Source organism: Variovorax sp. CAN15 (genome assembly GCF_030462475.1).
Taxonomy (GTDB): domain Bacteria; phylum Pseudomonadota; class Gammaproteobacteria; order Burkholderiales; family Burkholderiaceae_C; genus Variovorax.
The window spans coordinates 26452-48776 of sequence record NZ_JASMRZ010000038.1 but is presented as its reverse complement, the minus strand read 5'-3'; the positions used below and the strand labels follow the sequence as shown (position 1 = coordinate 48776).

At 68.6% G+C, this 22325-nt stretch carries 23 protein-coding genes; 19 read left to right on the top strand and 4 right to left on the bottom strand.

The window, feature by feature from the left end; translation table 11 throughout:
- The 4 genes from QMO14_RS21100 to QMO14_RS21085 form a co-directional block, all read left to right on the top strand.
- On the top strand, positions 1-2491 hold a 2491-nt coding region (locus QMO14_RS21100), incomplete at its 5' end, for a YadA-like family protein (protein WP_301509521.1).
- 47 nt (positions 2492-2538) lie between these two features.
- Positions 2539-3369 (top strand): OmpA family protein, encoded by an 831-nt coding sequence (locus QMO14_RS21095; protein WP_301509519.1) that lies wholly within the window; start codon positions 2539-2541, stop codon positions 3367-3369.
- A 64-nt stretch (positions 3370-3433) separates the two neighbouring features.
- Positions 3434-3862: a hypothetical protein gene (locus QMO14_RS21090; protein WP_301509517.1), complete on the top strand. Its 429-nt coding sequence runs from the start codon at positions 3434-3436 to the stop codon at positions 3860-3862.
- Between the two features lie 85 nt (positions 3863-3947).
- The gene (locus tag QMO14_RS21085) at positions 3948-4808 is read left to right on the top strand and encodes an amidohydrolase family protein (RefSeq protein ID WP_301509525.1); all 861 of its coding nucleotides are present in this window, start codon (positions 3948-3950) and stop codon (positions 4806-4808) included.
- 18 nt (positions 4809-4826) lie between these two features.
- On the opposite strand, the gene bla is transcribed toward QMO14_RS21085, so the two are convergent.
- On the bottom strand, positions 4827-5714 hold the full coding sequence (bla, locus tag QMO14_RS21080; protein WP_301509515.1) for a class A beta-lactamase: 888 nt from the start codon (positions 5712-5714) through the stop codon (positions 4827-4829).
- A gap of 174 nt (positions 5715-5888) precedes the next feature.
- On the opposite strand from bla, the gene QMO14_RS21075 reads away from it, so the two are divergent.
- The 7 genes from QMO14_RS21075 to QMO14_RS21045 all read left to right on the top strand — a co-directional run bounded on the left by QMO14_RS21075 (position 5889) and on the right by QMO14_RS21045 (position 13699).
- Positions 5889-6239, top strand: a complete 351-nt coding sequence (locus tag QMO14_RS21075) for a helix-turn-helix transcriptional regulator (protein ID WP_301509513.1) — start codon at positions 5889-5891, stop codon at positions 6237-6239.
- Between the two features lie 35 nt (positions 6240-6274).
- Positions 6275-6811: an SRPBCC family protein gene (locus QMO14_RS21070; protein ID WP_301509512.1), complete on the top strand. Its 537-nt coding sequence runs from the start codon at positions 6275-6277 to the stop codon at positions 6809-6811.
- Positions 6812-7051: 240 nt separating this feature from the next.
- A complete protein-coding gene (locus QMO14_RS21065; RefSeq protein WP_301509510.1) occupies positions 7052-9145 on the top strand; it encodes a LamG-like jellyroll fold domain-containing protein in 2094 nt (697 codons plus the stop codon).
- A 51-nt stretch (positions 9146-9196) separates the two neighbouring features.
- Positions 9197-9382, top strand: coding sequence for a hypothetical protein (locus tag QMO14_RS21060; RefSeq protein ID WP_301509509.1), 186 nt, complete (start codon positions 9197-9199; stop codon positions 9380-9382).
- Positions 9383-9431: 49 nt separating this feature from the next.
- Positions 9432-11687: a phosphocholine-specific phospholipase C gene (locus tag QMO14_RS21055; RefSeq protein ID WP_301509507.1), complete on the top strand. Its 2256-nt coding sequence runs from the start codon at positions 9432-9434 to the stop codon at positions 11685-11687.
- A gap of 189 nt (positions 11688-11876) precedes the next feature.
- Positions 11877-12653 (top strand): DeoR/GlpR family DNA-binding transcription regulator, encoded by a 777-nt coding sequence (locus tag QMO14_RS21050; protein WP_301509505.1) that lies wholly within the window; start codon positions 11877-11879, stop codon positions 12651-12653.
- A gap of 20 nt (positions 12654-12673) precedes the next feature.
- Complete coding sequence (locus tag QMO14_RS21045) at positions 12674-13699, top strand: DUF2272 domain-containing protein (protein WP_301509503.1); 1026 nt, start codon at positions 12674-12676, stop codon at positions 13697-13699.
- 22 nt (positions 13700-13721) lie between these two features.
- Here the strand turns inward: QMO14_RS21045 and QMO14_RS21040 are convergent, their stop codons facing one another.
- Genes QMO14_RS21040 through QMO14_RS21030 form a run of 3 tightly spaced genes read right to left on the bottom strand, consistent with a single transcriptional unit; the run spans position 13722 to position 14974 of the window.
- A complete protein-coding gene (locus QMO14_RS21040; RefSeq protein ID WP_093200855.1) occupies positions 13722-13970 on the bottom strand; it encodes a DUF3297 family protein in 249 nt (82 codons plus the stop codon).
- Positions 13971-14015: 45 nt separating this feature from the next.
- Positions 14016-14492 (bottom strand): ribonuclease HI family protein, encoded by a 477-nt coding sequence (locus QMO14_RS21035; RefSeq protein WP_301509496.1) that lies wholly within the window; start codon positions 14490-14492, stop codon positions 14016-14018.
- Positions 14493-14503: 11 nt separating this feature from the next.
- Positions 14504-14974: a hypothetical protein gene (locus QMO14_RS21030; RefSeq protein ID WP_301509494.1), complete on the bottom strand. Its 471-nt coding sequence runs from the start codon at positions 14972-14974 to the stop codon at positions 14504-14506.
- 109 nt (positions 14975-15083) lie between these two features.
- Here QMO14_RS21030 and QMO14_RS21025 point away from each other — a divergent pair, with 109 nt between their 5' ends.
- The 8 genes from QMO14_RS21025 to QMO14_RS20990 all read left to right on the top strand — a co-directional run bounded on the left by QMO14_RS21025 (position 15084) and on the right by QMO14_RS20990 (position 22293).
- Entirely contained in the window at positions 15084-15827 is a 744-nt protein-coding gene (locus QMO14_RS21025; protein ID WP_301509492.1) for a glutamine amidotransferase, read from the top strand.
- Between the two features lie 136 nt (positions 15828-15963).
- Positions 15964-16602 carry a phosphatidylcholine/phosphatidylserine synthase gene (locus QMO14_RS21020; RefSeq protein WP_301509490.1) on the top strand — a complete coding sequence of 213 codons (639 nt, stop codon included), beginning with the start codon at positions 15964-15966 and terminating at the stop codon, positions 16600-16602.
- A 34-nt stretch (positions 16603-16636) separates the two neighbouring features.
- On the top strand, positions 16637-17218 hold the full coding sequence (locus QMO14_RS21015; protein WP_301509488.1) for a glutathione S-transferase family protein: 582 nt from the start codon (positions 16637-16639) through the stop codon (positions 17216-17218).
- Between the two features lie 98 nt (positions 17219-17316).
- Positions 17317-19719: a penicillin acylase family protein gene (locus QMO14_RS21010; protein WP_301509486.1), complete on the top strand. Its 2403-nt coding sequence runs from the start codon at positions 17317-17319 to the stop codon at positions 19717-19719.
- Positions 19720-19743: 24 nt separating this feature from the next.
- Positions 19744-20391, top strand: a complete 648-nt coding sequence (locus QMO14_RS21005; RefSeq protein WP_301509485.1) for a histidine phosphatase family protein — start codon at positions 19744-19746, stop codon at positions 20389-20391.
- A gap of 55 nt (positions 20392-20446) precedes the next feature.
- On the top strand, positions 20447-21409 hold the full coding sequence (locus tag QMO14_RS21000; protein WP_301509484.1) for a DnaJ C-terminal domain-containing protein: 963 nt from the start codon (positions 20447-20449) through the stop codon (positions 21407-21409).
- 2 nt (positions 21410-21411) lie between these two features.
- The gene (locus QMO14_RS20995) at positions 21412-21729 is read left to right on the top strand and encodes a chaperone modulator CbpM (protein ID WP_301509483.1); all 318 of its coding nucleotides are present in this window, start codon (positions 21412-21414) and stop codon (positions 21727-21729) included.
- 117 nt (positions 21730-21846) lie between these two features.
- A complete protein-coding gene (locus QMO14_RS20990; RefSeq protein ID WP_301509482.1) occupies positions 21847-22293 on the top strand; it encodes a MerR family DNA-binding protein in 447 nt (148 codons plus the stop codon).
- Positions 22294-22325: the final 32 nt, after the last annotated feature.

Sequence of the window (22325 nt, the reverse complement as noted above, 5' to 3'; positions counted from 1 at the left end):
GGCGGCGGCGATCAACGCCACGACAAGCACGCTGGCCGCCGTGAGCGTGGGCGACAGCGGCAAGTACCGCCAGATCACCAACCTGGCCGCCGGCACTGTGGACACCGACGCGGTGAACGTGAGCCAGCTCAAGGCGGTCAGCGCGGCAGCGGCGGCGGGCGCCGTGCACTATTACAGCGTCAACTCGACCGACCAGACCGCGGGCAGCAACTACGCCAACGACGGCGCCACCGGCATCGGCTCGATCGCCGCGGGTGCGCTGGCGCGCGCGTCCGGGCAGCAGGCTGTGGCCACCGGCTTCAACTCGAACGCATCGGGTCAGGCGGCAATGGCGCTCGGCATGAACTCCAATGCGGCCGGCGCGGCAGCGGTCGCAATCGGATCGGGCGCAACGGCGGCCGGCGACTTCACGACGGCCATCGGCCTCAACGCCGGCAACGGCGCAACCACCAGCAGCGCCGTCTTCATTGGCGACGGCGCCGGCTCCAACTCGTCCGGCGACCACAACTCCTACGTCGGCTCGGGCGCCGGTACCCAGGCCTCGGGCAGCAACAACAGCGCGTTCGGCGCGGTGGCGGGCTCGGTGGTCAACGGCAACGGCAACACCGCATTCGGCTTCGCCGCGGGCGAGTTCGTCACCGGAGACTCCAACATCGCCTTCGGCAACGCGGCGGCATGGCAGGTGACGGGCAACCGCAACACGGCCATCGGCACCTACGCCGGCTTCGCCACCACCGGCAGCGACAACTACGCATCCGGCAGCTACGCCGGCATCGGCACGAACGGAAGCAGCAACGTAGCCATCGGCACCTCGGCGGGCACCGGCTATTCCGTCGATCCGGCCACGGGCGACTTCCTCGACCGCAACGGCAACATCATCACCTCCGCGCCGACGGCCGCCATGAGCGAAACCGTGGCGATCGGCAACAGGGCCATCGTCGACGCGGACCGCGCGATCGCGGTGGGCAGGAACTCGCTGGTCAGCGTGGCCGACGGCGTCGCGCTCGGCAGCAACTCGGTGGCGTCGACCGGCGCCGGCATCGTGGGCTACGACCCGAGCACCGGCACCACCGCGGCGGTCGGCACCAACATCGCCAAAACCGCCGGCACACTGGGCGCGGTGTCGGTGGGCGACGCGGCCAACGGCGTGTATCGCCAGATCACCGGCGTGGCCGCAGGCACTGCCCTGTCCGACGCGGTCAACGTGGCGCAGTTGCAGGCAGTGGCGACGCAGGCGGCGGCCGCGAGCAACAAGTGGATCACCGGCTCGCAGACCACAAGCTATTCAGCGCCGGTCGCCACCGGCAGCGAGAGCACCGCCGTGGGCTCCGGCGCGGTCGTCAACGCCAACAACAGCGTGGCCGTCGGCACCGGCGCCACTGCAACAACCGACAACAGCGTGGCACTGGGCAACGGCTCCACCACCACCGCCGCTACGCCGACGGCCGGCGTCACCATCCAGGGCCAGACCTACAACTTCGCGGGCGCCAACCCCGCGGGCGTGGTCAGCGTGGGCAGCGCGGGCGCCGAGCGCCAGATCCAGAACGTGGCCGCCGGGCAGATCAGCGCCACCAGCACCGACGCGGTGAACGGCAGCCAGCTCTACGCGACCAACCAGGCGATCAACAACATCCAGACGGGCGGCGGCATCAAGTACTTCCACGCCAACTCGCAAGCGGCCGACTCGCAGGCCGCCGGCGCGGAGAGCGTGGCCATCGGCCCGCAGGCCATCGCGTTGGGCGCGAGCGCGATCGCCGCCGGCAACGGCGCGCAGGCCAACGGTGCGGGCAGCATCGCGCTCGGCGCCAATGCCATCGCCGCCAGCAGCAACGGCGTGGCGATCGGCAACGGCGCGACGGCCGACCGCGCCGGCATGGGCGGACAGAAGGAACTGTTCTCGAACGTCTCCGTGCTGTCGACGCAGGGCGGCGTGTCGGTGGGCTCGGCGGGCAACGAGCGCCAGATCACCAACGTGGCCGGGGGCACGCAGGCGACCGATGCCGTCAACGTGCGCCAGCTGCAGGCGGTGCAGCAGACCACGGTGCGCTACGACACCAACGTGGACGGCACGGTCAACTACAACAGCGTGACCATGGGCAACGGCGGCTCGACCGGGCCGGTGACGGTGCACAACGTGGCACCCGGCGTGGCGCCCACCGATGCGGTCAACGTGCAGCAGCTCAACCAGGTCGGCGCAGCGAGCAACGCCTACACCGACGCGCGCGTCAACCAGATGGGCAACACGATCAACGACATCGGCAAGAAGGCCTACGCAGGCGTTGCCGCGGCGATGGCGATGGAAAGCGCCCCCTACGTTCCGGGCAAGCTGACCTACGCGGCCGGCATGGGCTACTACGAGCAGCAGGCTGCGATGGGGGTCTCGCTGCGCAAGACCGCTGACAACGGCCGCTGGAGCGTCACCGGTGGCGCCTCGGCCACTTCGCGCGGGACGGTCGCCTTCCGCGTCGGCATCGGCGGCGTGTGGGACTGAGCAACGCTCATGCCATGCATCCATCGAATCAATCACTCGTGCCAGACATGTCAAAACCAACCATCCCGACCGCTGTTGTTGCGGCAATGCTGCTTGCCGGCGCCTCCTTCAGCGCCTCTTTCAATGCCTTCGCAGCGGAAGAAACCAAGTTTCCCGAACTGAAGGACTCCTACCTCAAGACCGGCGATTTCGTCGGCCCCGACCACGTGCGGCGCGTGCGGCCCGGCCTGAACAAGGACCAGGTCCGGCTGGAGTTGGGCAACCCGCACTTCAGCGAAGGCATCTTCGGTGTGTCGGAGTGGGACTATGCGTTCAACTTCTACACCGGCAAGGGCAACGACCACGTGACCTGCCAGATGAAGGTGCGCTTCGCCCGCGTCGAGGGGCAATACCGGGTGGAAAGCACCCACTGGAAGAACCCCGACTGCGCCCTGCTCGTGCAGCCGCCCGAGGTCGTGCCCGTTGCCGCGTCGCCCACGCTGCTGCCGCCGCAGAAGGTCACGCTGAACGCCGACGGCCTCTTCCGCTTCGACGGCTCCGGGCCGAACGACCTGCTCCCCGAAGGCCGCGAGCGCCTCGCACGGCTGGCCGCCGACATCCAGGCGAACTTCAAGGTGCTGCACTACGTGACTGTCACGGGCTACACCGACCGCCTCGGCACCGATGCCTACAACCAGGCCCTGTCGCAAGCCCGCGCGAACAGCGTGCGCGACCTGCTCGTGCAGGCCGGCATCGACAGGACCAAGGTGCGAGCGGCGGGCATGGGCAAGCGCCAGCCGGTGGTGAGCGATTGCGAAGGAACGCGCGCCACGCCCGAACTCGTGCGATGCCTGCAGCCCAACCGGCGCGTCGAGATCGACGTGGTGGGCGGGACCTGAGGAGCGAGGCGACGGGGGCACACGCTGGTAGGCTGAGGCCTTTCGAACACCTCCACAGGACTTCATGCAGCCAAAGCCTCGGCATCCGTTGCGAACCGTGCTCTCGATCACGGCAAGCGCGGCGGGCCTTCTCCTCGCCGGCTGCGACCGCGTCAACCCTGCGCCACCACCCAGCACGGAAGAAGTCGCCATCCGCACGGCGCCTCCCGAGCAGGTATTCCAGGGCACGCTCGCAGGCCAGCCGATTCATCTGGTGGTGCACGACTGCGAAGTCCTTCGCGTCCAGCAGGGCGCTCAGGGCCGGATCGAATGGACGAGCGTTCTGGCTCCCGAGCCGTATCCCTTCCCTACCGCCTGCGAGCGCCAGTCGCTGAGCTTCGATGCGGGCCAGGTCACGGCGAGGCTCGGGCGTCGCGCCTTCGGCGCTGGCGGCTGCTGCGCCAGCGGCGGCACCTATCGCTCGGCCGATGGCCTTGACTGGAAGAAGCTCTAGCGCCCGGGATCGCGCCGAGGGCCGGATAATCCGGCTCCTTTCATCACGAGGGGTAGGCATGAGAGCCGTCGCATCCGCCATCGCCATGCTCCTGGCCGCCGGCACGGCGTTCGCCCAAGGAACACAGGCCCCGTACAAGGGCCCCCTGTTCGACACCCACCTGCACTACAACCAGGAGGCCTGGGACGGCAACACCGGTCCCTTCCCTCCGTCCGAGGCGCTTGCGCGCATGCAGCGCAACGACGTCAGGGCAATCATCGCGAACTCGCGCCCCAACGCCGGCACGCAGACGCTGGCCGCGTCGCGCGAGACACGCGCGGCGGGCGTGACGGTGGTGCCCTTCGTGCGTCTCTACCGCAACCGCGAGGACTACACCAACTGGTTCCGCGACGAGACCATCTACGAGATGGTGCGGACCGAGCTTGCGCGCGGCACCGCCAGCGGTCCCTATCGCGGCCTCGGCGAATTCCACCTGTACGAGAGTGCCAACGCCAACGGTCCGGTGGCGAAGAAGCTGATCGCGCTGGCGGAGCGCGAGAAGCTCGCCGTGCTCGCGCACGTCGACGATGTGGCGGTCGACCTGCTGATGGCGAATGCTCCTTCGAAGGGCCAGTCGCTGCGCCTGATCTGGGCCCACACGGGCATCGGCGGTACGCCGGTGGAGCGGGTGCAGGCGATGCTGGAGCGCTATCCGCTGCTGATGGGCGAGCTCTCGTACCGGCCGGGGCTGACCTGCGAAGGCGGCAGGCTCTGCCCCGAATGGCGCGCACTGATCCTCAAGCATCCGGGCCGCTTCATGGTCGGTTCCGACACCTGGATCAACCAGCGCTGGAGCAGCTACGACGAAACGATGCGCGGCTACCGGGTCTGGCTGGGCGATCTGCCGGACGATGTGGCGCAGCGCATCGCGTGGGGCAACGCAGCCGGTCTGTTCGGGCTGCGCTGAGCCCGCCGCAAAGCCTCGTCAGCCTGCCAGCGCGGCCGCCGCGATCCGCGTGGCCGACGCGACCACGTCGTTGCGTACCTTCGCGTCCTTCCGCGGGAAGGTCAGGTACACCGATAGCACGATGGGTGCGCCGGCGGGCGGCCACAGCACGCCGACGTCGTTGTTCGAGCCGTAGGAGCCTCCCCCGGTCTTGTCGCCAACCTTCCAGCCGGCAGGCACGCCGGCCAGGAAGCGCTCTTTGTTCGTGGTGTTGCCCAGCAGCCAGGTGCGCAGCTGGTCGCGCTGCCCGGCGCCCAGCGCATCGCCCAGCACAAGGCGCTGGATGCTGTCGCTCATCGCCGCCGGCGTGGTGGTGTCGCGCGGGTCGCCTGGAATGCTGCTGTTGAGCTCGGGCTCGGTGCGGTCCAGTCTGAAGGCCTGGTCGCCAATGCCGCGCGCGAATGCGGTGACCGTGGCCGGGCCACCGAGCAGCTTCAGCAGCAGGTTGGCTGCGGCGTTGTCGCTGTACTGGATGGTGGCGGCGCACATCGCGGCGACCGTCATGCCGGTGGAAACATGCTTCTCGGTGATCGGCGAATGCTCGATCAGGTCGCTCTTGCTGTAGCTCACATTCTTCGACAGCAGGCTCGCGTCCTTCGCGCTGCGTTCGAGCACAGCCGCCGCCAGCATCAGCTTGAAGGTGCTGCACAGCGGAAAGCGCTCGTGCGCTCGATGCTGGATGCGCGCGCCGCTGCCGGTGTTGAAGCCGACCACGCCCAGGCGACCGCCCGCGGCGCTTTCGAGTTCGGCAAGCTGCGCCTCGGCCGAAGACTGCGATCCCGTGCCGGACCACGCGGTGCATGCGCCGGCAAGCGGCAACACGGAAACACCGAGCAACAGGGTGCGGCGCTGGATGAGAGGGTTCATTTCGTTTTCTCTTTCTTTCTGCGAGTGGATGGAACGAAGCGAATGCTAGGAGCGGCCCCTGCTGCGATCCAGCCTCCCGCCGGCGTTTCGCGTCCCGGGTGTATCCGGTGTAACACCGGCGCTCGTTAAACCATCCAGTTGAATTTTGATCGAACTCCGTCTATATTAAACCTCATGGTTGAACTAGAACTTGCAGACGACCGGCTCGACGCCGTCTTCCACGCCCTCGCCGACAGCACGCGGCGCACCATGCTGCAGCTGCTGTCGCACGGCGAATGCAGCGTGGGCGAACTGGGCGCGCCCTTTCGCATGTCCTTCGCGGGAGCATCCAAGCACGTGAAGACGCTGGAGCGCGCGGGCCTCGTCTCGCGCACCGTGCAGGGCCGCGCGCACGTCTGCCGGCTGGAGCCTTCCGCGCTGGCCATGGCCGACGCATGGCTGCGCTACTACGAAAGCTTCTGGAGCAACCGTCTCGATGCGCTGGAGCAGGAGCTGCGGCGCGATGCGGCACCCCGCAAGAAGTGAGCTTCCTTCTCATCCAACCCAAGGAGAAACTGCAAATGACGATCAAGCACAGCCTGGGCACCCAGGTCGAACCCGGCACCCTGCGCATGGAGCGCACCCTGCCCGCCCCCATCGAGCGGGTGTGGGCCTACCTCGTCGACTCCGACAAGCGCGCCGCATGGCTGGCCGGCGGCGCGTTGCCGAAGCAATCCGGCGAGCTGTTCGAACTGCGCTTCGAGCACACGAAGCTCACCGGTGAAGTGGCGCCCGACCGCTTCGCCGAATGCCGCGCGCCCATCCACCAGAAGTCGCGGCTGCTGCACATCGAACCGCAGAAGCTGCTGACCATCAGCTGGGACGAAGGAAGCGCCGCACCGTCGGAAGTCAGCTTCGAACTCACGCCGCAGGGCGACAGCACGCGGCTCGTGCTCACGCACAGGCGCCTAGCCAGCCGCAAGGGAATGCTCAGCGTGGCGGGCGGCTGGCACGCGCATGTGGATGTGCTCATCGACGTGCTCGCGGGGAACAAGCCCCAGGGCTTCTGGACGAATCTCGCCGAGGTCGCGAAGGAATACGAGACGCAGATTCGCTGAGCCGCGGCGTTCCTCGCTTTCATTTTTCTCCTACGGGGCCTTCGGGCCCCGTTTCTTTTTCCGGACCTCGAAGTTCGAAGAGCTTGTCAAACCGCTGTCACTCGGCAAACGCAATATCCGAGGCATTCAGAGCATTTGTGTGTTTTGTTGCAAATGCATTTACTTGCACAAACACATGTGGAAACACGGAAGCCCGGGGTTCGAGCCACGGGCCGGCATCTCAATACTTCGAGGGAAAACATGACCAGAGGAATGAATGCGCGCCGCATGCGGGCGTGGGGAAGCACGTGGGCGCTGCTGCTTCTCGCGGCTTGCGGCGGTGGTGGAGGCGGCGGCACCGGTCTTCCGCTCGTCGGTACGCCACCAGCCAGCGGCGGCGGCAATACGACGCCGTCGGTGAACCAGGGCAAGAGCGGCCCCAAGGCGCTGGTCGTGGAAATCGACGGCCTCACACATTCAGCGCTTCGTGACGCGATGGCGCAGAACAAGGTGCCTGCACTGCAATCGCTGCGCGTCGCGCCGGGCTGGACCGGCGGCGCCAACGGCACGCCGAGCGAACAGCGCACCACCGACGGCCCCGGCTGGGCCACCCTGCTCACCGGCACCTGGGCACAGCGCCACAACGTGCGCTGGGACACGAACGATCAGCGCATCGAAGTCAAGCTCGCGCCTTCCGTCTTCGCTCTCGCGAAGCAGAACAACAAGGCCGCTGGCTACAGGACGGCCTCCGTCACCTCCGGCGCGCTCTATCCGCTGCTGCTCGCGAACGAAGCCGGCACGGTGGACAGCGCCATCGACTGCGCGGGCGCCGATGCCTGCGTCACCGACCGCACCGCGCAGCTCATCGACGCCGGCTACGACCTGCTGGTGGCGCAGTACGGCGCGCCTGCCACGGTCGCGGGCAACGGCCTGAAGAGCGACGCCTACCAGCGTTCGATCGCCGACACTGCCACCGGCGTGGGCAAGTTGCTCGCCCGCATCGCGCAGCGCACCACCAACGACCCGAAGGAAGACTGGCTGGTGATCCTCACCACCGGCCACGGCCTCGATGCCTACGGCAGTGCCGCCGGCTTGCAGGACAACAGCAACAAGACCGTCTTCATCGCGAGCAACAAGACGCTGGCGGCGCTGCCGGGCGTCGGCGCTGCCGCTCCGCCGGACGACACGCTGCTCGCACTCGCGGCCGCCACCGACATCGCTCCGACCGTGCTGCGCCACCTGGGTGCACTGCCGGCGGCAACGGACTACCGCTTCGCCGGCCAGGCCTTGCAGGCCAGCACCTCGCTGCGCAGCCTGGCGGCGAAGACGGGCGCGGACAGGCGCAGCATCCAACTGTCGTGGACCCTTTCCGGCAACACGACCTCCGCGGTGCAGGTTCTGCGCGACGGCAAGGTGGTGACCACGCTGCCGGCCGGCACCACCAGCTACACCGATCCCATCGTCGCGGCGAGCGACGGGGTCTACGCCTTCCAGTACACGGTCGTCGCAGGCGAAGCCAGCGTGGCGCTTGCCGCGCAGATCTCTTATGTCGCGCCCGAAGCACCCGTGACGCTCGCCCCGACGCTCGCGAACGGCCTGGTCAACTACTACCCGCTCGACGCCCTGCCCGGCGTGGACACCAAGAACGCCTCCACGCTCGCACCGTGGGCGTCCGATGCCAACGGCGGCTCGCTGGTCGACGACGGCTTCAGCGCACCTTACAAGGCCAAGGCGCTGCGCGTCGACAGCACGGTGAAGAACGCCAGCGGCATGGCCGGCTACCGCCTCGTGCAGAACAACGACGTCACCACCAACGCTGCGGTCACGGCATTCACCATCGGCTTCTGGATGCGCACCGATGCCACCTGCAGCCAGGGGGTGAGCAACGGCGGGTCGATCATCGCCAACAAGAACTACGACACCGGCACCAATGAAGGCATCGCCATCGGGCTGTTCGGTAGCTGCGAACTTCGCTTCAACACCGGTAACGGCAGCGGTGTGCGCGGCGAGATCAAGGGAATGCACTACCTGAGTGCCGGCCAATGGGCATACGTGGCCGTGGTGATCGACAAGGCCGCAATGAAGATGGACGGCTACGCCTTCGATCCGGTGCGTGGTGTCCAGACGGGCCGCGTAGACCTGTCTCCCACACCCACACTGATTGCCAAGCTCGGCGGCCTGAAGAACGGCATCGGCTTGAACGAGGACGGTTCCGGCCTTTACTACAAGCGGCAGAGCGCCTCGCCACGCGGCGCCATGGACTTCAACGACTTCGCGATCTGGAACCGCGCGCTCACGAGCGCCGAGCTCAACAGCATCTTCAAGTCGGGCCAGCCGCTGTCGACCCTGCCCTGACCCCGATCACCTTCAGCCCCAAGACAACAACGCCTTCAGAGGACTCCAACCATGCAACTTCACCCACGTCTCCTCGCGCGTCTCGCACCCGCGCTCCTCCTGGCCTGCGTCCTGTCCGCCTGCGGCGGCAGCGGCGGAGGCGGTGGCTTCGTCGGCACGCCGACGCCCCCGACCACCCCCACCACACCCACGCAACCCGACACCGGTGCAGCCCCCGTGAAGAGCTGCGCCCCCTGAGTTCCACGCCAAGTCCTACGCCATGCCCCAACAAGAGAAGAACAAACCCATGACGAATTCGCGTCGCAAGTTCCTCACCGGCACCGCCACCACCGGCGCCGCCGCCCTCGCGCTCTCGGCCTTTCCGCCCAGCATCCGCCGCGCGCTCGCCATTCCGGCCAACAACAAGACCGGCACGATCAAGGACGTCGAGCACGTGGTGATCCTGATGCAGGAGAACCGCTCCTTCGATCACTACTTTGGCACCCTGATGGGCGTGCGCGGCTTCGGCGACCGCTTCACCATTCCATTGCCCAAGAATTTGAACGTGTGGCAGCAAAGCGATGGCAACGGCAAGCCGATCCTGCCCTACCACCTGGACAGCAGCAAGGGCAACGCACAGCGCGTAAACGGCACACCTCACTCCTGGGGCGACGGGCAGGACGCCTGGGACGGCGGACGCATCTATCAGTGGCCCCGTTTCAAGAACACCGCGTCGATGGGTTACTACAAGGAAGCCGAGGTTCCGTTCCAGTTCGCGCTCGCCAACGCCTTCACCCTGTGCGATGCCTACCATTGCAGCATGCACGCCGGTACGAACTCGAACCGACTGTTCCATTGGACGGGCACGAATGGGCCATCGGGCGAGTTGAGCACCGGCGGCGGCCTGGCAGGCGTTGCATCGATCGACAACACGTGGGAAAACCTCAAGAATCCGGTCACCACTGACACGGATGCTTCTGCATACGGCTGCAATTGGAAGACCTATCCAGAACGGCTGGAGGAAGCCAATGTGAGCTGGATCGTTTACCAGAATCTGCCCGACAACTACACCGACAACCCACTCGCGGGGTTCAAACAATTCCGCGCGGCAAGTTGGGCCTCGGGCAAGAACAAGCCAGGGTACGACGGCGATAACTTTCCGGAGGGCGCCACGGTGCTGCCATATGACGCTGCCAGCGACGACATCAAGTATCCGCTCTACAAGGGGGTGGCCAACACGATGCCGGATGGAGGGTTCCTAGGCACTTTCAAGCAGGACATCTTGGCCGGAAATCTCCGGAAGGTGTCGTGGATCGTGGCTCCGAAGGCATATTCGGAGCATCCGAACCCCTCAAGCCCTGTGCAAGGTGCGTGGTACATCCAGGAAGTGTTGGATGCACTCACGGCAGTCCCTGAGGTCTGGAGCAAGACCGTGCTGCTCGTCAACTTCGACGAGAACGATGGCTACTTCGATCACATGCCCTCGCCGTCGGCACCTTCGATCAACCCGGACAAGACAGCAGCAGGCAAGACCACTCTGTCCGAAAGCGACGTTGCTTTCGAGCGCCATACCTATCCGTTGGTTGGAAGCTCCGCGCCGTCGACGGACGGCCGCGTCTACGGCCCGGGAGTGCGCGTGCCCATGTATGTGATCTCCCCATGGAGCCGCGGGGGTTGGGTCGACTCTCAGGTGTTCGATCACACTTCCGTCATTCGCTTCCTGGAAGCGTGCTTCGGTGTCAAGGAGCCCAATATCTCGCCTTACCGGCGTGCGGTGTGCGGTGACCTCACGAGCGCGTTCAACTTCGCCACGCCGAACAACGAGGCGCTTCCCGCTCTCGCAGGACGCACGACCAAGAACGCCGCCACCAAGCTGCGCACCGACCAGGAAGCACTCCCGCAAGTGGCACTGCCGCTCAACCCTCAGTTGCCGCGCCAGACTACCGGCACACGCCCCTCGCGCGCCCTGCCCTACGAGTTGCACGTGAGCGGCCGCGCAGATTCCATCAACGGCCAGATGAGGCTGATCTTCAAGAACAGCGGCAAGGCAGCGGCCGTGTTCCACGTGTACGACAAGCTCAACCTCGACCGCCTGCCCCGCCGCTACATGATCGAACCCGGCAAGCAGCTCGACGACACCTGGAACCCGGCAGCCGATAACGGCGGCCTCTACGACCTTTGGGTGCTCGGCCCCAACGGTTTCCACCGCCACTTCAAGGGCGACCTCAACAGACTCCGTGCCGGCGGCGTGCCCAACCCGGAGGTGCGCGTGTGCTACGACATCACCAACGGCAACGTTTCGGTAGAAATGCTCAATAGTGGAGGCAGCAACTGCAAGTTCACGGTGCGCGCCAAGGCCTACCGCGACGACGGTCCCTGGAATGCCACCGTGGCCGGAGACGGTAAGGTCGAGCAAGCCTGGGTGCTGGCAAGCAGCGGCCAGTGGTACGACTTCGCCGTAACCTGCGACGCCGATCCGGCCTTCTACCGCCGCTTCGCCGGCCGCGTCGAAACGGGCAGGCATTCGGTGAGCGACCCGGCCATGGGCATGGCCGACCTCTGACGATGGCATCCGGCCGGCGCATCCGCATCGGGGCGCCGGCCGGTGGCATGAATGCGTGACCGCGCGGTCTCGTGATCACGCCCGTGCCCGACATTCGGCGCGGGCACAATGGCGCGGCTTCCGCGCCTGTCCGGGGCGGCCGTCTCGCCGACGCCGCCTTTTTCATTTCTTCCCATAAGCCGCGTTTCCATGCTCCAAGAAGAACGATTCCTGCGTATCCGCAGCCTGCTGGCCACTTTCTCGCGCCTGAGCGTGGAACGCATCGTGCAGGACCTTGCCGTGTCGCGCGAAACGGTGCGGCGCGATCTGGTCGAACTCGAGGGCTTGGGCGAACTGCGGCGCGTGCATGGCGGCGCCATCGCGGTCAAGGCCGAGCCGGAGCCGCCGCTCGCGGTGCGTCTGGTGGCACGGCAGCGCGAGAAGCGCGCCATCGCCAAGGCCGCTGTCGCCCTGCTGCAGCCGGGCCAGACCATCTTCATGGACGCGGGCAGCACCATGTCGATCTGCGCGGAAGAGATCGCCACGCTCAGCGGCATGACGGTCATCACCAATTCGCTGAGCATCGCGCTCAAGCTCGCGGGCGCGGGCGAAGGCCGCCTCACCGGCAACCAGACCATCCTGCTGGGCGGCCAGATCGACGTGAAGGGACAGGCCACATTCGGCGACACCACGGTGGAGGCCATTCACCGCTACCGCGCCGACATCGCGTTGCTGTCGCCCGTGGGCCTGCATGCGAAGCACGGCGCCATGAGCTTCGAGCACCACGAGGCCACCGTCGCGCGCGCGATGGCCGAGCAGGCGCAGCAGTTGGTGCTGCTGGCCGACCACGCGAAGATCGGCCAGGCCAGCCGCGTGACCTACGCGCGCACGGCCGACATCGACGTGGTGATCACCGACGCGAAGGCGCGCGAACTGCCGGGCCTGCCGGGTCTGCGCAAGGCCTGCGAGCGCGTGATCCTGGCCTGAGGCGCCCGCGCAAGAGTCGCATGCCATTCGTCGGCGACAAGACTCCCCGCGCGTCGAAACACTCGGCGGGAGTGCTCGCCTGCACCTTGTGGCTGGCAGCGTTCGCGAACCCGGCATCGGCCTCTTCGGGCTGCCTCGACACCGCCACGCAGCTCCCATCACCCTCGCGCGCCCTCGCCATGGCCACCTTCGCCATCCAGGAGCACGAAGCCTTCGGCGGCCAGGCGATGGACGCCGAAGGCCGCATGACCGAAGCCGGCGATTCCGAGGCGGAGGACACGCGCCACACCGTGCCCGGCCTCGCGCCCTGGCAGCGCGTGCTGGGCTACTGGCAGGCGGTCGATCCGCGGCTGCCCTCGCAGGTGCGCTTCGGCGCCCTGCGCCCGGCCGACCGCCATCTGCTGATGCAGGCGTTGAACGAGGCAACTGCCGGGCGGCTTCAGGGCATGGGCGTGGGCCCCGACGAGGGGCTGGATTCAGCGGAGCTGCGCGCCGTTCAGGCCGCGCTGGCACGGGTGGCGGTGATCGACACGCCCTGGTCCGCCGCATTCGTCAGCTGGCTCGCGCGGCAGGCCGGGCTGACGGAAGAGGAATTCGTGTTCTCCGAGGCGCATGCCGATTACGCCGGAGCCGCGTGGCAGGCCGGCATCGACGAGAGCTTCGGCCGGAACACGCGCTATGCGCTGCGGGCCTGCGACCTCAGGCGCACGCCGCCGCGCGTCGGCGACCTGGTCTGCCAGGCGCGCGGCACGGGCGCCGAACTCGACACCTTCGACAAGATCGGCGAAGTGCTGGCCGCGCGGGACACCGGCGGCGAGCCGCTGCCCATGCATTGCGACGTGGTGGTGACGGTGGATGCCACCGGCTTCGATACGGTGGGCGGCAACGTGCTGCAGTCGGTCACGCGGCGCCGGCTCGATTTCGCGCCGGGCACGCGGTGGCTGGACCCGAGCTACCTGCCCGAGGGATGCACGCCCGGTACGCCGGGGTGCGTCGATCGCCACATGAGCCGGCAGCCCTGGTCGCTGCTGCTGCAGTGGCGGTGAGCCTGTCAGGCTCTGCGCCTGCTTACTTGTAGTACGCCTCGACGGTGCCCTTGAGCTTGAGCAGCAGCGGCTTGCCCTTGCGGTCGAGCGTCTTGCCGGCGGGCACCTTGATCCAGCCTTCGCTGATGCAGTATTCCTCGACGTCGAGGCGGTCCTTGCCGTTGAAACGGATGCCGATGTCGTGCTCGAACGCGGCGGCCACGTGGTGCGGGCTGCGCGGGTCGATGGAGAGATGGTCGGGCAGAGGTGGGCGGGAGGTGGCTTCTGTCATGGCGCGTGATGATAGGGGCTCCCGGGGGCGGGCCCTTTTCGGCAGCTACCGGCGCTTGCGGTGCCGGCGGACCGGCGGCTTGGGGCCGAAGCCCAGCGCGGCCCGCGCGAGCGCGTCGGCTTCGCCGTTGCGGTGGCGCGGAATCCACCGCAGGCGCACGTCTTCGAAGCTGCCGATCAGCGTGCGGGCTTCGTCGAACAGGCCGGCCAGCCGTGCGATGGGCGCAACCGGCTGGGGCCCCGGCGCGCCGAGCTGTTCGACCAGGATGCTGTTGTCGCTGTAAGCCAGCACCTCCGTCGCCCCGCGTTCGCGCAGATCCCGCAGCGCGAGGGTCAGCGCCCGCAGCTCGGCTTCGTTGTTGCAGCCCGTGGTGTACGTGGCCTGCGACAGCGTGTGGCGGCTGCCGTCGGGCGCGGTGATGACGGCGCCGATGCCCATGCGCCCCGGGTTCGGCATGGCACTGCCGTCGCAATAGACGGTCCACGGCAGGCTGCCCGGCCCCTGTTCTTCCCAAACGCTCATCCGGTCGGTCTTCAGCAGTTGTAGCGCCTGATGCCGGCGAGGTTCTGGCAGGGCCGCTGACCGGGCGGTGGCCCGTAGTCGTGCGCGTGCGGCGGCCGCGGCCTGCGGATGGGGCGCACGCCGTCGTAGTACGGATCGGGGCTCAGGATCACGACACCCGGAGGCTCGGCCGCGGCCTGCGGCTGGCTCTCGATGGGGTAGCGTGGAATGATGGCCGGGCCCGAGGGCGGATTGCTCGCCACCTGGCTCGGCGGCACAACCGGCGGCGCGGATGAGGTGGGCGGCGGCGTGTAGTCGCGGCGAGCCGGATCGGACGGCGGCGCTTCGAGAATGGGCACCTGCCGCGACTGCCTGCTGCCCGGCGGGCACTCGACGTTGGTGTACGAAATGGCCCCGCTGGCATCGGTGCAGCGCACCACCTCGGCCGCATGCGCGCCGAGCGCCGCGGCGGAGATCGCGAGGAAGGCAGCCAGTGCGCGCATCGATGGTGTTTCCGGCAGGGTTGCGGTCAGGTCAGGCACCCGGGAACGGCCCCGGGTCGTCCACTGTAGCCGTTGCTTGCCGGTTGCGCACCTGCGGCATGATCGCGGCATGGACACTCCCCGACCGCACCCCCTCGTCATCGTCAAGCTGGGAAGCACCTTCGAAGCCCTGCGCGCACAGCAGGGCGGCGACTTCGAACACTGGATCGCCGACGGCCWCGGCSAGCACGCGCTGCCCCTGCTGGTAATCGATCCGCGCCGGGGCGACGCGCTGCCCGACCCCGACGGAGTGGCCGGCGCAGTAATCACCGGCTCGCATGCGATGGTGTCGCACCGCGAACCCTGGAGCGAGGCCACGGCCGCCTGGCTCGCACAGCTGGTCGCGCGCGACACGCCCGTGCTGGGCATCTGCTACGGCCACCAGTTGCTGGCACACGCACTGGGCGGCGAGGCCGGCGACCGTCCGCAGGGCGCGGAAGTCGGCACTGTGACCGTCACGCTCGGCGAGGCCGCCGCCACCGACGCGCTGCTGCAGGGCCTGCCCGCGCAGTTCCCGGCGCACGCGGTGCACTGGCAGAGCGCGCTGCGCCTGCCCGAAGGCGCCGTGCTGCTGGCCAGCAACGAGCACGAGCCGGTGCACGCCTTCCGCGTCGGCCGGCACGCCTGGGGGGTTCAGTTCCACCCTGAATTCAACGCCGAGGCCATGCGCGGCTACATCGGGATGCTGGGCGGCGAGCTGGCCTCCAAGGGCGCCGATCCGGCCGCGCTGCGCGAGGGCGTGGTCGACACCGAAGCGGCCGCCAGCCTGCTCGGGCGCTTCGCGCGGATCGTCGAGTCGCACCAGGGCACCTGAGCGCCCGCCAAGCCCTGTCGGACAGGCGGCGCCCGCGCGTCGGACCGCGACTACAGGCTGCGCCCGCCGCTTCGGTTAAGGTGCGGTTCCATCGGCCGTCATCCAGGTCTTGCCAGACTTTCTTCCCTCGCTCTCCATGACCACACCATCCCCCGTGCCGGGCCGCAAGCATTTCTCGATGATCCGGGAGTTCCACCTCGCCGACGTGTTCACGCTCGGCAACGCGGCCTGCGGCGTGGGAGCGGTCTTCCTGGCGATGGCCTTCATGGCGAGCCATTCGCTCGCGCAGTTCCTGTGGGCCGCCGCGCTCGCACCCACGGCCTTCGTCTTCGACGTGCTCGACGGCCGCATCGCGCGCTGGCGGCAGACGCAGTCGGCCCTCGGGCGCGAGCTCGATTCGCTGGCCGACGTGATTTCCTTCGGCGTGGCGCCCGCGGCACTCGGCTTCGCGGCGGGGCTCGACGGCGGCTGGGACTGCGCGATCCTGGTGTATTTCGTCTGCTGCGGCGTGAGCCGGCTCGCGCGCTTCAACGTGACGGCCGAGGCGCTTTCGGCCGGCTCCGACAAGGTGAAGTACTTCGAAGGTACGCCCATCCCCACCAGCGTGGTGCTGGTGGCCGTGCTGGCCTACGCCGCATGGCAGGGCCGCATCGGTGCCGACGTTTGGGGCGGCACATGGATCGTCGGCCCCTGGCAGCTGCATCCGCTGGCGTTGCTGTTCGCGCTGTCGGGCACCCTCATGATCAGCAAGACGCTGCGCATCCCAAAGTTCTGACCGATAGCCCATTGGGGCCACAGGAGACACGCCCATGACCATGAAGCTGTATTTCGACCCGCACAGCCGGGCCCAGGTCGCCAAGTGGATGCTCGACGAAGCCGGCGTCGACTACGAGATCGTGCCCACGCTCATCCGCGAGAAGGCGCACAAGACGCCCGAGTTCCTGAAGATCAACCCGGCAGGCAAGCTGCCGGCGCTGGTCGACGGCCGCACGCGCATCTTCGAGAACGCGGCCATCTGCATGTACGTGGCGGAGAAGTTTCCCGGCAAGCGGCTGGCGCCGCCCGTCGGTTCGCCCGAGCGGGGGCGCTATCTGTCGCTGATGGTCTATTCGACCTCGCAGCTCGAGCCTGCGATGGGCGACAGCCTGCTGAAAATCTACAGCGACAACAGCGCGCGCGGCTGGACCAACTTCGAGGCCACCAAGGATGCGGTCGAGCGCGAGCTGGGCGACGGCCCCTACCTGTTCGGTGCGCAGTTCACCGCGGCCGACGTGATGATCGGTTCGATGTTCATCTGGCACCGCGCATTCGGCGGCCGCTCGAACCGCCCGAAGATCGATGCGTACATCCACCGGCTGCAGGCTCGCCCCAAGGGCATGAAGTTCGGCTGAACCCGGCGCGGCGTGCCGCGCTGGTGACAACGCGCGGCGAAGGCACGTCCTTTAATCGGCTTGCTTGTTCCCCTCCAACGAAGAAGAGAGACGCCCGCATGACATCGAAGAACGCCACGCCCTCCCGGTTGCCGCTCACGGCCCTTTCGCTGGGCCTGGCCGCCCTGCTCGCAGCCTGCGCGAGCACGCCGCCGCCCGGAGGGCGCAGCGTGACCATCGAGCGCACCACCTTCGGCATCGCGCACATCACGGCGCCGGACTACGAGGGCCTGGCTTACGGCAGCGCCTATGCGCATGCGCAGGACAACGTCTGCCAGACGGCCGAGCACCTGCTCACGCTGCGCGGCGAGCGCTCGCAGTTCCTCGGCGCGCAGAACACAGGCGAACTGGGCCTGGGCCGCGCGCCGAATGCGCAGATCGACCTGTTCATCCGCTATCACATGGACGACGCCGCGCTGGCCCGCGCGGGCGCCAGCACCAGTCCCGAGGTGCGGGCCGCGCTGCGCGGCTACGTGGCCGGCTACAACCGCTACCTGCAGGACGTGGGGCCGAACGGCCTGCCCGAAGCCTGCCGCGGCAAGCCCTGGGTGCGCCCGATGACGGCCGCCGACCTGTCGCGTGCCACCGAGATGTCGATGATCCAGGGCGGCCTGGGCGCGCTGGCCGGCGCCGTGCTGGCCGCCGTGCCGCCTGCGCCCGGCGCCAGGACTGGCGCCGCACCCGTCGAGCTCAAGGAGGCGGTCGCCGAGATCGGCCGCCACAGCTTCAACGCCAACCCAGAGGGCGGCGAGTTCGGCTCCAACGGCTGGGCCTTCGGACGCAACGCCACGCCGGACGGCCGGGGCCTGCTGCTGGGCAACCCGCACTTCCCGTGGAACGGCACCAACCGCTTCTGGGAGATGCACCTGACCATTCCCGGCAAGCTCGACGTGATGGGCGCCACCGGCGGCCTGAGCCCCGTTGTGGCGATCGGCTTCAACAAGGACGTGGCCTGGACCCACACCGTCTCGACCGGCAAGCGCTTCACGCTCTACGAGCTGAAGCTCGACCCCGCCGACCCGACCGTCTACCTGGTCGACGGCCAGCCGCGGAAGATGGTCGCGCGCACCGTGACCCTGCCCGCCGCGGCGACGGGCGGCAACGCGCCGCCGGTGCAGCACACCTTCTATGCCACCGAATGGGGCCCGGTGATCTCGCTGCCGCGGGCCGGCCTCGGCTGGACCGCGCGGAAGGCCTACGCCATCCGCGACGCCAACACGCTCAACGTGCGATCCGCCGACGCCTGGATGAAGATGGCGCTGGCACGCAACGTCGCCGAGCTGCGCGCCGCCATGGGCAACCAGGGCATGCCGTGGATCAACACCATCGCGGCTGACCGCGACGGCAACGCGATGTACGCCGACCTCTCGGTGGTGCCCGACGTCTCGGCCGAGATGCTCAGGAGCTGCGCGCCCTCGCCCGCCGCCGCCGCGCTGCTCAACGCGGCCGGGCTGGCGGTGCTCGACGGCTCGCGCAGCGCATGCGCCTGGAACCGCGACAGCACCGCCGCAGCGCCCGGCGTCATCGCGCCGGCGCGCATGCCGGTGCTCGTCACGCCGGATTACGTGCAGAACAGCAACGACAGCTTCTGGCTCAGCAACCCCGACGTCGCGCCGGCCGCGGGCATCTCTCCGCTGGTGGGCCCCATCGGCGTGCCGCAGCGGCTGCGCACGCGCAGCGGCATCATGGAAATCCGCGGCCGGCTGGCGGGCACCGACGGCCTGCCCGACAACCGCATGGGCGCGGCCGAGCTGCGCAGCGTGATCTTCCGCGGCAAAAATCTCGCCGGCATGCTGGTGATGGACGACCTGCGGGCCGCCTGCCGCGCCGCCGGCGGCGCGCTCGACACCGACCAGGCGCTGGGCTGCCGCGTGCTCTCCGCCTGGGACCGCACCAGCAATGCCGACTCGAAGGGCGCGCCGCTCTTTCGCGAGTTCTGGCGCAAGGCCAAGGACATCCCGAAGGTCTGGCGGCTGCCCTTCGACCCGGCGCAGCCGGTGGCGACGCCAGCCGGCCTCGACATGGCCACGCCGGCCACGCGCCAGGCGGTGTTCAAGGCGCTGGGCGAGGCAGTCGGAATCCTGCGCACCGCCGGCTTCGCGGCCGACGTGCCGCTGGGCGTGCCGCAGTCGCGCATGGTGCGCGGACAGAAGATCGCGCTGCATGGCGGCGACGAGTTCGAGGGCGTGCTCAACAAGCTGGAGTCGCAGGGCCAGTCGCTGATCGACCCGAAGGGCTACAACGTCAACTACGGCAGCAGCTACATGCAGGTCGTGAGCTTCGACGCCAACGGCCCGGTCGCCCAGGGCCTGCTGACCTACGGCCAGAGCAGCGACCCCGCCTCGCCGCGCGCCTACGACCAGCTGCCGCTGTTCGCCGCCAAGCAGTGGCACCCGCTGCCCTTCCACCGCGCCGACGTGCAGGCGCAGCGGGTGGGCGCGCCGCTGCAGCTCGCCTACTGACCGATCGATACCCTCTTGCCATTCATGTCGACACAGACCGCCGCCACCGCCCACATCAGGCCCAGCGGGCTCGACCAGTTGATCCGCATCGCTGCGGACCAGCCGCTCTCGCCCGACTGTGATCACTTCTACTTCCTGCGCCATGGCCAGACCGGCCGCAACGCGCTGCGCATTTTCCAGGCGGTGGACGAGCCGCTGAGCGAGCTGGGCCTGCAGCAGGCCGCGCGCGCCGCCGCGCTGCTGGCGGGCGAGCCGATACGCACCGTGGTGTGCAGCGATGCCCGGCGCGCGAACGACACCGCCTATGCGGTGGCCACCGCGCTCAAGCTCGTGCCCGCCGCACAGGCGACACTGCGCGAGCGCAACTTCGGCGCGCTCATCGGCACCTCGTCCGCCAACATCGACTGGGCCTGCGAGCCCGAGGGCGGCGAGACGCTTTCGCAGTTCATCGCGCGCACGCGCGAGGCCATCGGCACCGTCCTGCGGCTGCCGGCACCGGTGCTGGTGGTGGCGCACGGCGGTACGCTCTATGCACTGGCCGCCCTGCTTGGCGTGCCCGTCGACCTCGGCCTGCTCGGCAACGCCCAGCCCTTGCGTTTCGAACGCCGCGGCCCCACATGGGCCGTGACGCCGCTGCTGCGGCACGCCGACGGCGACGCGGCCCTGGCCTAGCTGCCGGGAATCTTCCCGACCTCGACGCCGTCCACCCACCGAAGCACCACGCACCATGGAATTCAAGGACTACTACAGCGCACTGGGCATCGACCGCACCGCGTCCGACGACGAAGTGCGCAAGGCCTATCGCAAGCTCGCCCGCAAGTACCACCCCGACGTCAGCACCGAGGCCGATGCCGAGCAGCGCATGCGCGACATCAACGAGGCAAAGGATGTGCTGGGCGACAAGGAAAAGCGCGCCGCCTATGACGCGCTGGCCGACCGCGTCGCGCGCGGCGGCAGCCCCGAGGGCGACTTCCGCGCGCCTCCGGGCTGGGACGAGGGCTTCGAGTTCCACCGCGGTCCGCGCCAGGGGCCGGCCGACCATGCCGACTTCAGCGAGTTCTTCTCGTCGCTGTTCGGCGAGGCCGAGCGGCGCGGCGCCACGCGGCAGAACTTCCGCGCGCGCGGCGAAGACCACCACGCGGCCATCGAGATCACGCTGGAAGACGCGCTCAATGGCGCCGAACGCGAGATCACGCTGCGTGCGCAGACCATCGACGCGCAGGGCCACCCCCAGTGGACCAACCGCACGCTGAGCGTGAAGATCCCGCCGGGCGTGCACCCGGGGCAGTTCATCCGCCTTGCAGCACAGGGCATGCCGGGCCACGGCGGCGAGCCGCCGGGCGACCTGTACCTCGAAGTGCGCATCGCGCCGCACAAGCTCTACCGCGTGGAAGAGCGCGACCTGTACATGACGCTGCCCGTCACGCCCACCGAGGCCGCGCTGGGCGCGCAGGTGCAGGTGCCAACGCCGACCGGCGGCGTGGTCGAGGTGACCGTGCCGCGCAATGCGCGCAGCGGCCTGAAACTGCGCCTGAAGGGCCGCGGATTCGCAGGCAAGACGCCGGGCGACCTGTACCTGCTGCTCGACATCGCGCTGCCGCCCGCCGATGGCGACGAGGCGCGCAAGGCCTACGAGCAGCTGGCCCAAGCCACCTCATCCTTCAACCCACGCCAGCATCTGGGAGTCTGAGCATGGTGAATTTCACCCTCACGAGCACCACCGCCATCAGCGCCTCGCAACCGCTTGCGGCGAGCGAACTGGCGCATGCCGTCGGCGCGGACACCGCCTGGGTCGTGCAGCTGGTCGAAGTCGGCATCCTGCGCATAGAAACCGCCGAGGCGCCGCCCGAGCGCTGGGAGTTCTCGAGCACCGACCTGCAGTGCGCACTCGAGGCACGCAGGCTGGAACGCGACTTCGGCGTGAACCTCGACGCCGCGGCGCTGATCATCGACCTGCAGCACGAGGTGCGGCGGCTAAAGGCGGCGCTGCACGCGCACGCCCTCCGGTAAGCAGCCGGCGGAAGGACGCATCGCCCTTCCGCCTCCAGGGAAAAGCGGCCCGCCCGCTTGACCTTGACACCGTGCGAAGCCGAAGACTGCGGGCCTTCTCGACACGAAGGAGCCCGCATGAACCCTCGCACCCACGGCACGCCCGAGCCGGCCACAACGCAAGCCGGCCGGCGACTCGGAATGGAGGAGACCATCGCCCGCGCAGGCGTCTCTGAACGGCTGCTTCGCCAGTGCGAAGCCCGCGGACTGGTCCAGGGCGCCTTCGGCCGCGGATACACACACGAGCACGTCGGCGTGCTGCGCTTCGTCCGCAGGGCCCACGCGCTGGGCTTCGGCATGAGCGACATCGCCAGCCTGCTCGCGCTCAGGCAGGACGAGCACCGCACGAGCGCCGAGGTGAAGCGCATTGTGCTGACGCGCACCGAGGAGCTCGAATCGCGCATCGAGGAACTGCTGGCGACGAAGCGCGTGCTGGAGCGCCTCGCCGGACTGTGCCTGGGCGACCACCATCCTGCCTGCCCCATCCTCGACGAACTGCTGGAACTCAGGGGCTTCTCCGGGTAGTGGCTGGCTGGCTGGCCAGGCCATTCGGGAGC

What these genes read in the sequence shown, in the direction of transcription:
- QMO14_RS21095 (WP_301509519.1), top strand. Translation starts at nt 2,539, where the DNA reads ATGTCAAAACCAACCATCCCGACCGCTGTTGTTGCGGCAATGCTGCTT.
- QMO14_RS21090 (WP_301509517.1), top strand. Translation starts at nt 3,434, where the DNA reads ATGCAGCCAAAGCCTCGGCATCCGTTGCGAACCGTGCTCTCGATCACG.
- QMO14_RS21085 (WP_301509525.1), top strand. Translation starts at nt 3,948, where the DNA reads ATGCTCCTGGCCGCCGGCACGGCGTTCGCCCAAGGAACACAGGCCCCG.
- bla (WP_301509515.1), bottom strand. Translation starts at nt 5,714, where the DNA reads ATGAACCCTCTCATCCAGCGCCGCACCCTGTTGCTCGGTGTTTCCGTG.
- QMO14_RS21075 (WP_301509513.1), top strand. Translation starts at nt 5,889, where the DNA reads ATGGTTGAACTAGAACTTGCAGACGACCGGCTCGACGCCGTCTTCCAC.
- QMO14_RS21070 (WP_301509512.1), top strand. Translation starts at nt 6,275, where the DNA reads ATGACGATCAAGCACAGCCTGGGCACCCAGGTCGAACCCGGCACCCTG.
- QMO14_RS21065 (WP_301509510.1), top strand. Translation starts at nt 7,052, where the DNA reads ATGACCAGAGGAATGAATGCGCGCCGCATGCGGGCGTGGGGAAGCACG.
- QMO14_RS21060 (WP_301509509.1), top strand. Translation starts at nt 9,197, where the DNA reads ATGCAACTTCACCCACGTCTCCTCGCGCGTCTCGCACCCGCGCTCCTC.
- QMO14_RS21055 (WP_301509507.1), top strand. Translation starts at nt 9,432, where the DNA reads ATGACGAATTCGCGTCGCAAGTTCCTCACCGGCACCGCCACCACCGGC.
- QMO14_RS21050 (WP_301509505.1), top strand. Translation starts at nt 11,877, where the DNA reads ATGCTCCAAGAAGAACGATTCCTGCGTATCCGCAGCCTGCTGGCCACT.
- QMO14_RS21045 (WP_301509503.1), top strand. Translation starts at nt 12,674, where the DNA reads ATGCCATTCGTCGGCGACAAGACTCCCCGCGCGTCGAAACACTCGGCG.
- QMO14_RS21040 (WP_093200855.1), bottom strand. Translation starts at nt 13,970, where the DNA reads ATGACAGAAGCCACCTCCCGCCCACCTCTGCCCGACCATCTCTCCATC.
- QMO14_RS21035 (WP_301509496.1), bottom strand. Translation starts at nt 14,492, where the DNA reads ATGAGCGTTTGGGAAGAACAGGGGCCGGGCAGCCTGCCGTGGACCGTC.
- QMO14_RS21030 (WP_301509494.1), bottom strand. Translation starts at nt 14,974, where the DNA reads ATGCGCGCACTGGCTGCCTTCCTCGCGATCTCCGCCGCGGCGCTCGGC.
- QMO14_RS21020 (WP_301509490.1), top strand. Translation starts at nt 15,964, where the DNA reads ATGACCACACCATCCCCCGTGCCGGGCCGCAAGCATTTCTCGATGATC.
- QMO14_RS21015 (WP_301509488.1), top strand. Translation starts at nt 16,637, where the DNA reads ATGACCATGAAGCTGTATTTCGACCCGCACAGCCGGGCCCAGGTCGCC.
- QMO14_RS21010 (WP_301509486.1), top strand. Translation starts at nt 17,317, where the DNA reads ATGACATCGAAGAACGCCACGCCCTCCCGGTTGCCGCTCACGGCCCTT.
- QMO14_RS21005 (WP_301509485.1), top strand. Translation starts at nt 19,744, where the DNA reads ATGTCGACACAGACCGCCGCCACCGCCCACATCAGGCCCAGCGGGCTC.
- QMO14_RS21000 (WP_301509484.1), top strand. Translation starts at nt 20,447, where the DNA reads ATGGAATTCAAGGACTACTACAGCGCACTGGGCATCGACCGCACCGCG.
- QMO14_RS20995 (WP_301509483.1), top strand. Translation starts at nt 21,412, where the DNA reads ATGGTGAATTTCACCCTCACGAGCACCACCGCCATCAGCGCCTCGCAA.
- QMO14_RS20990 (WP_301509482.1), top strand. Translation starts at nt 21,847, where the DNA reads ATGAACCCTCGCACCCACGGCACGCCCGAGCCGGCCACAACGCAAGCC.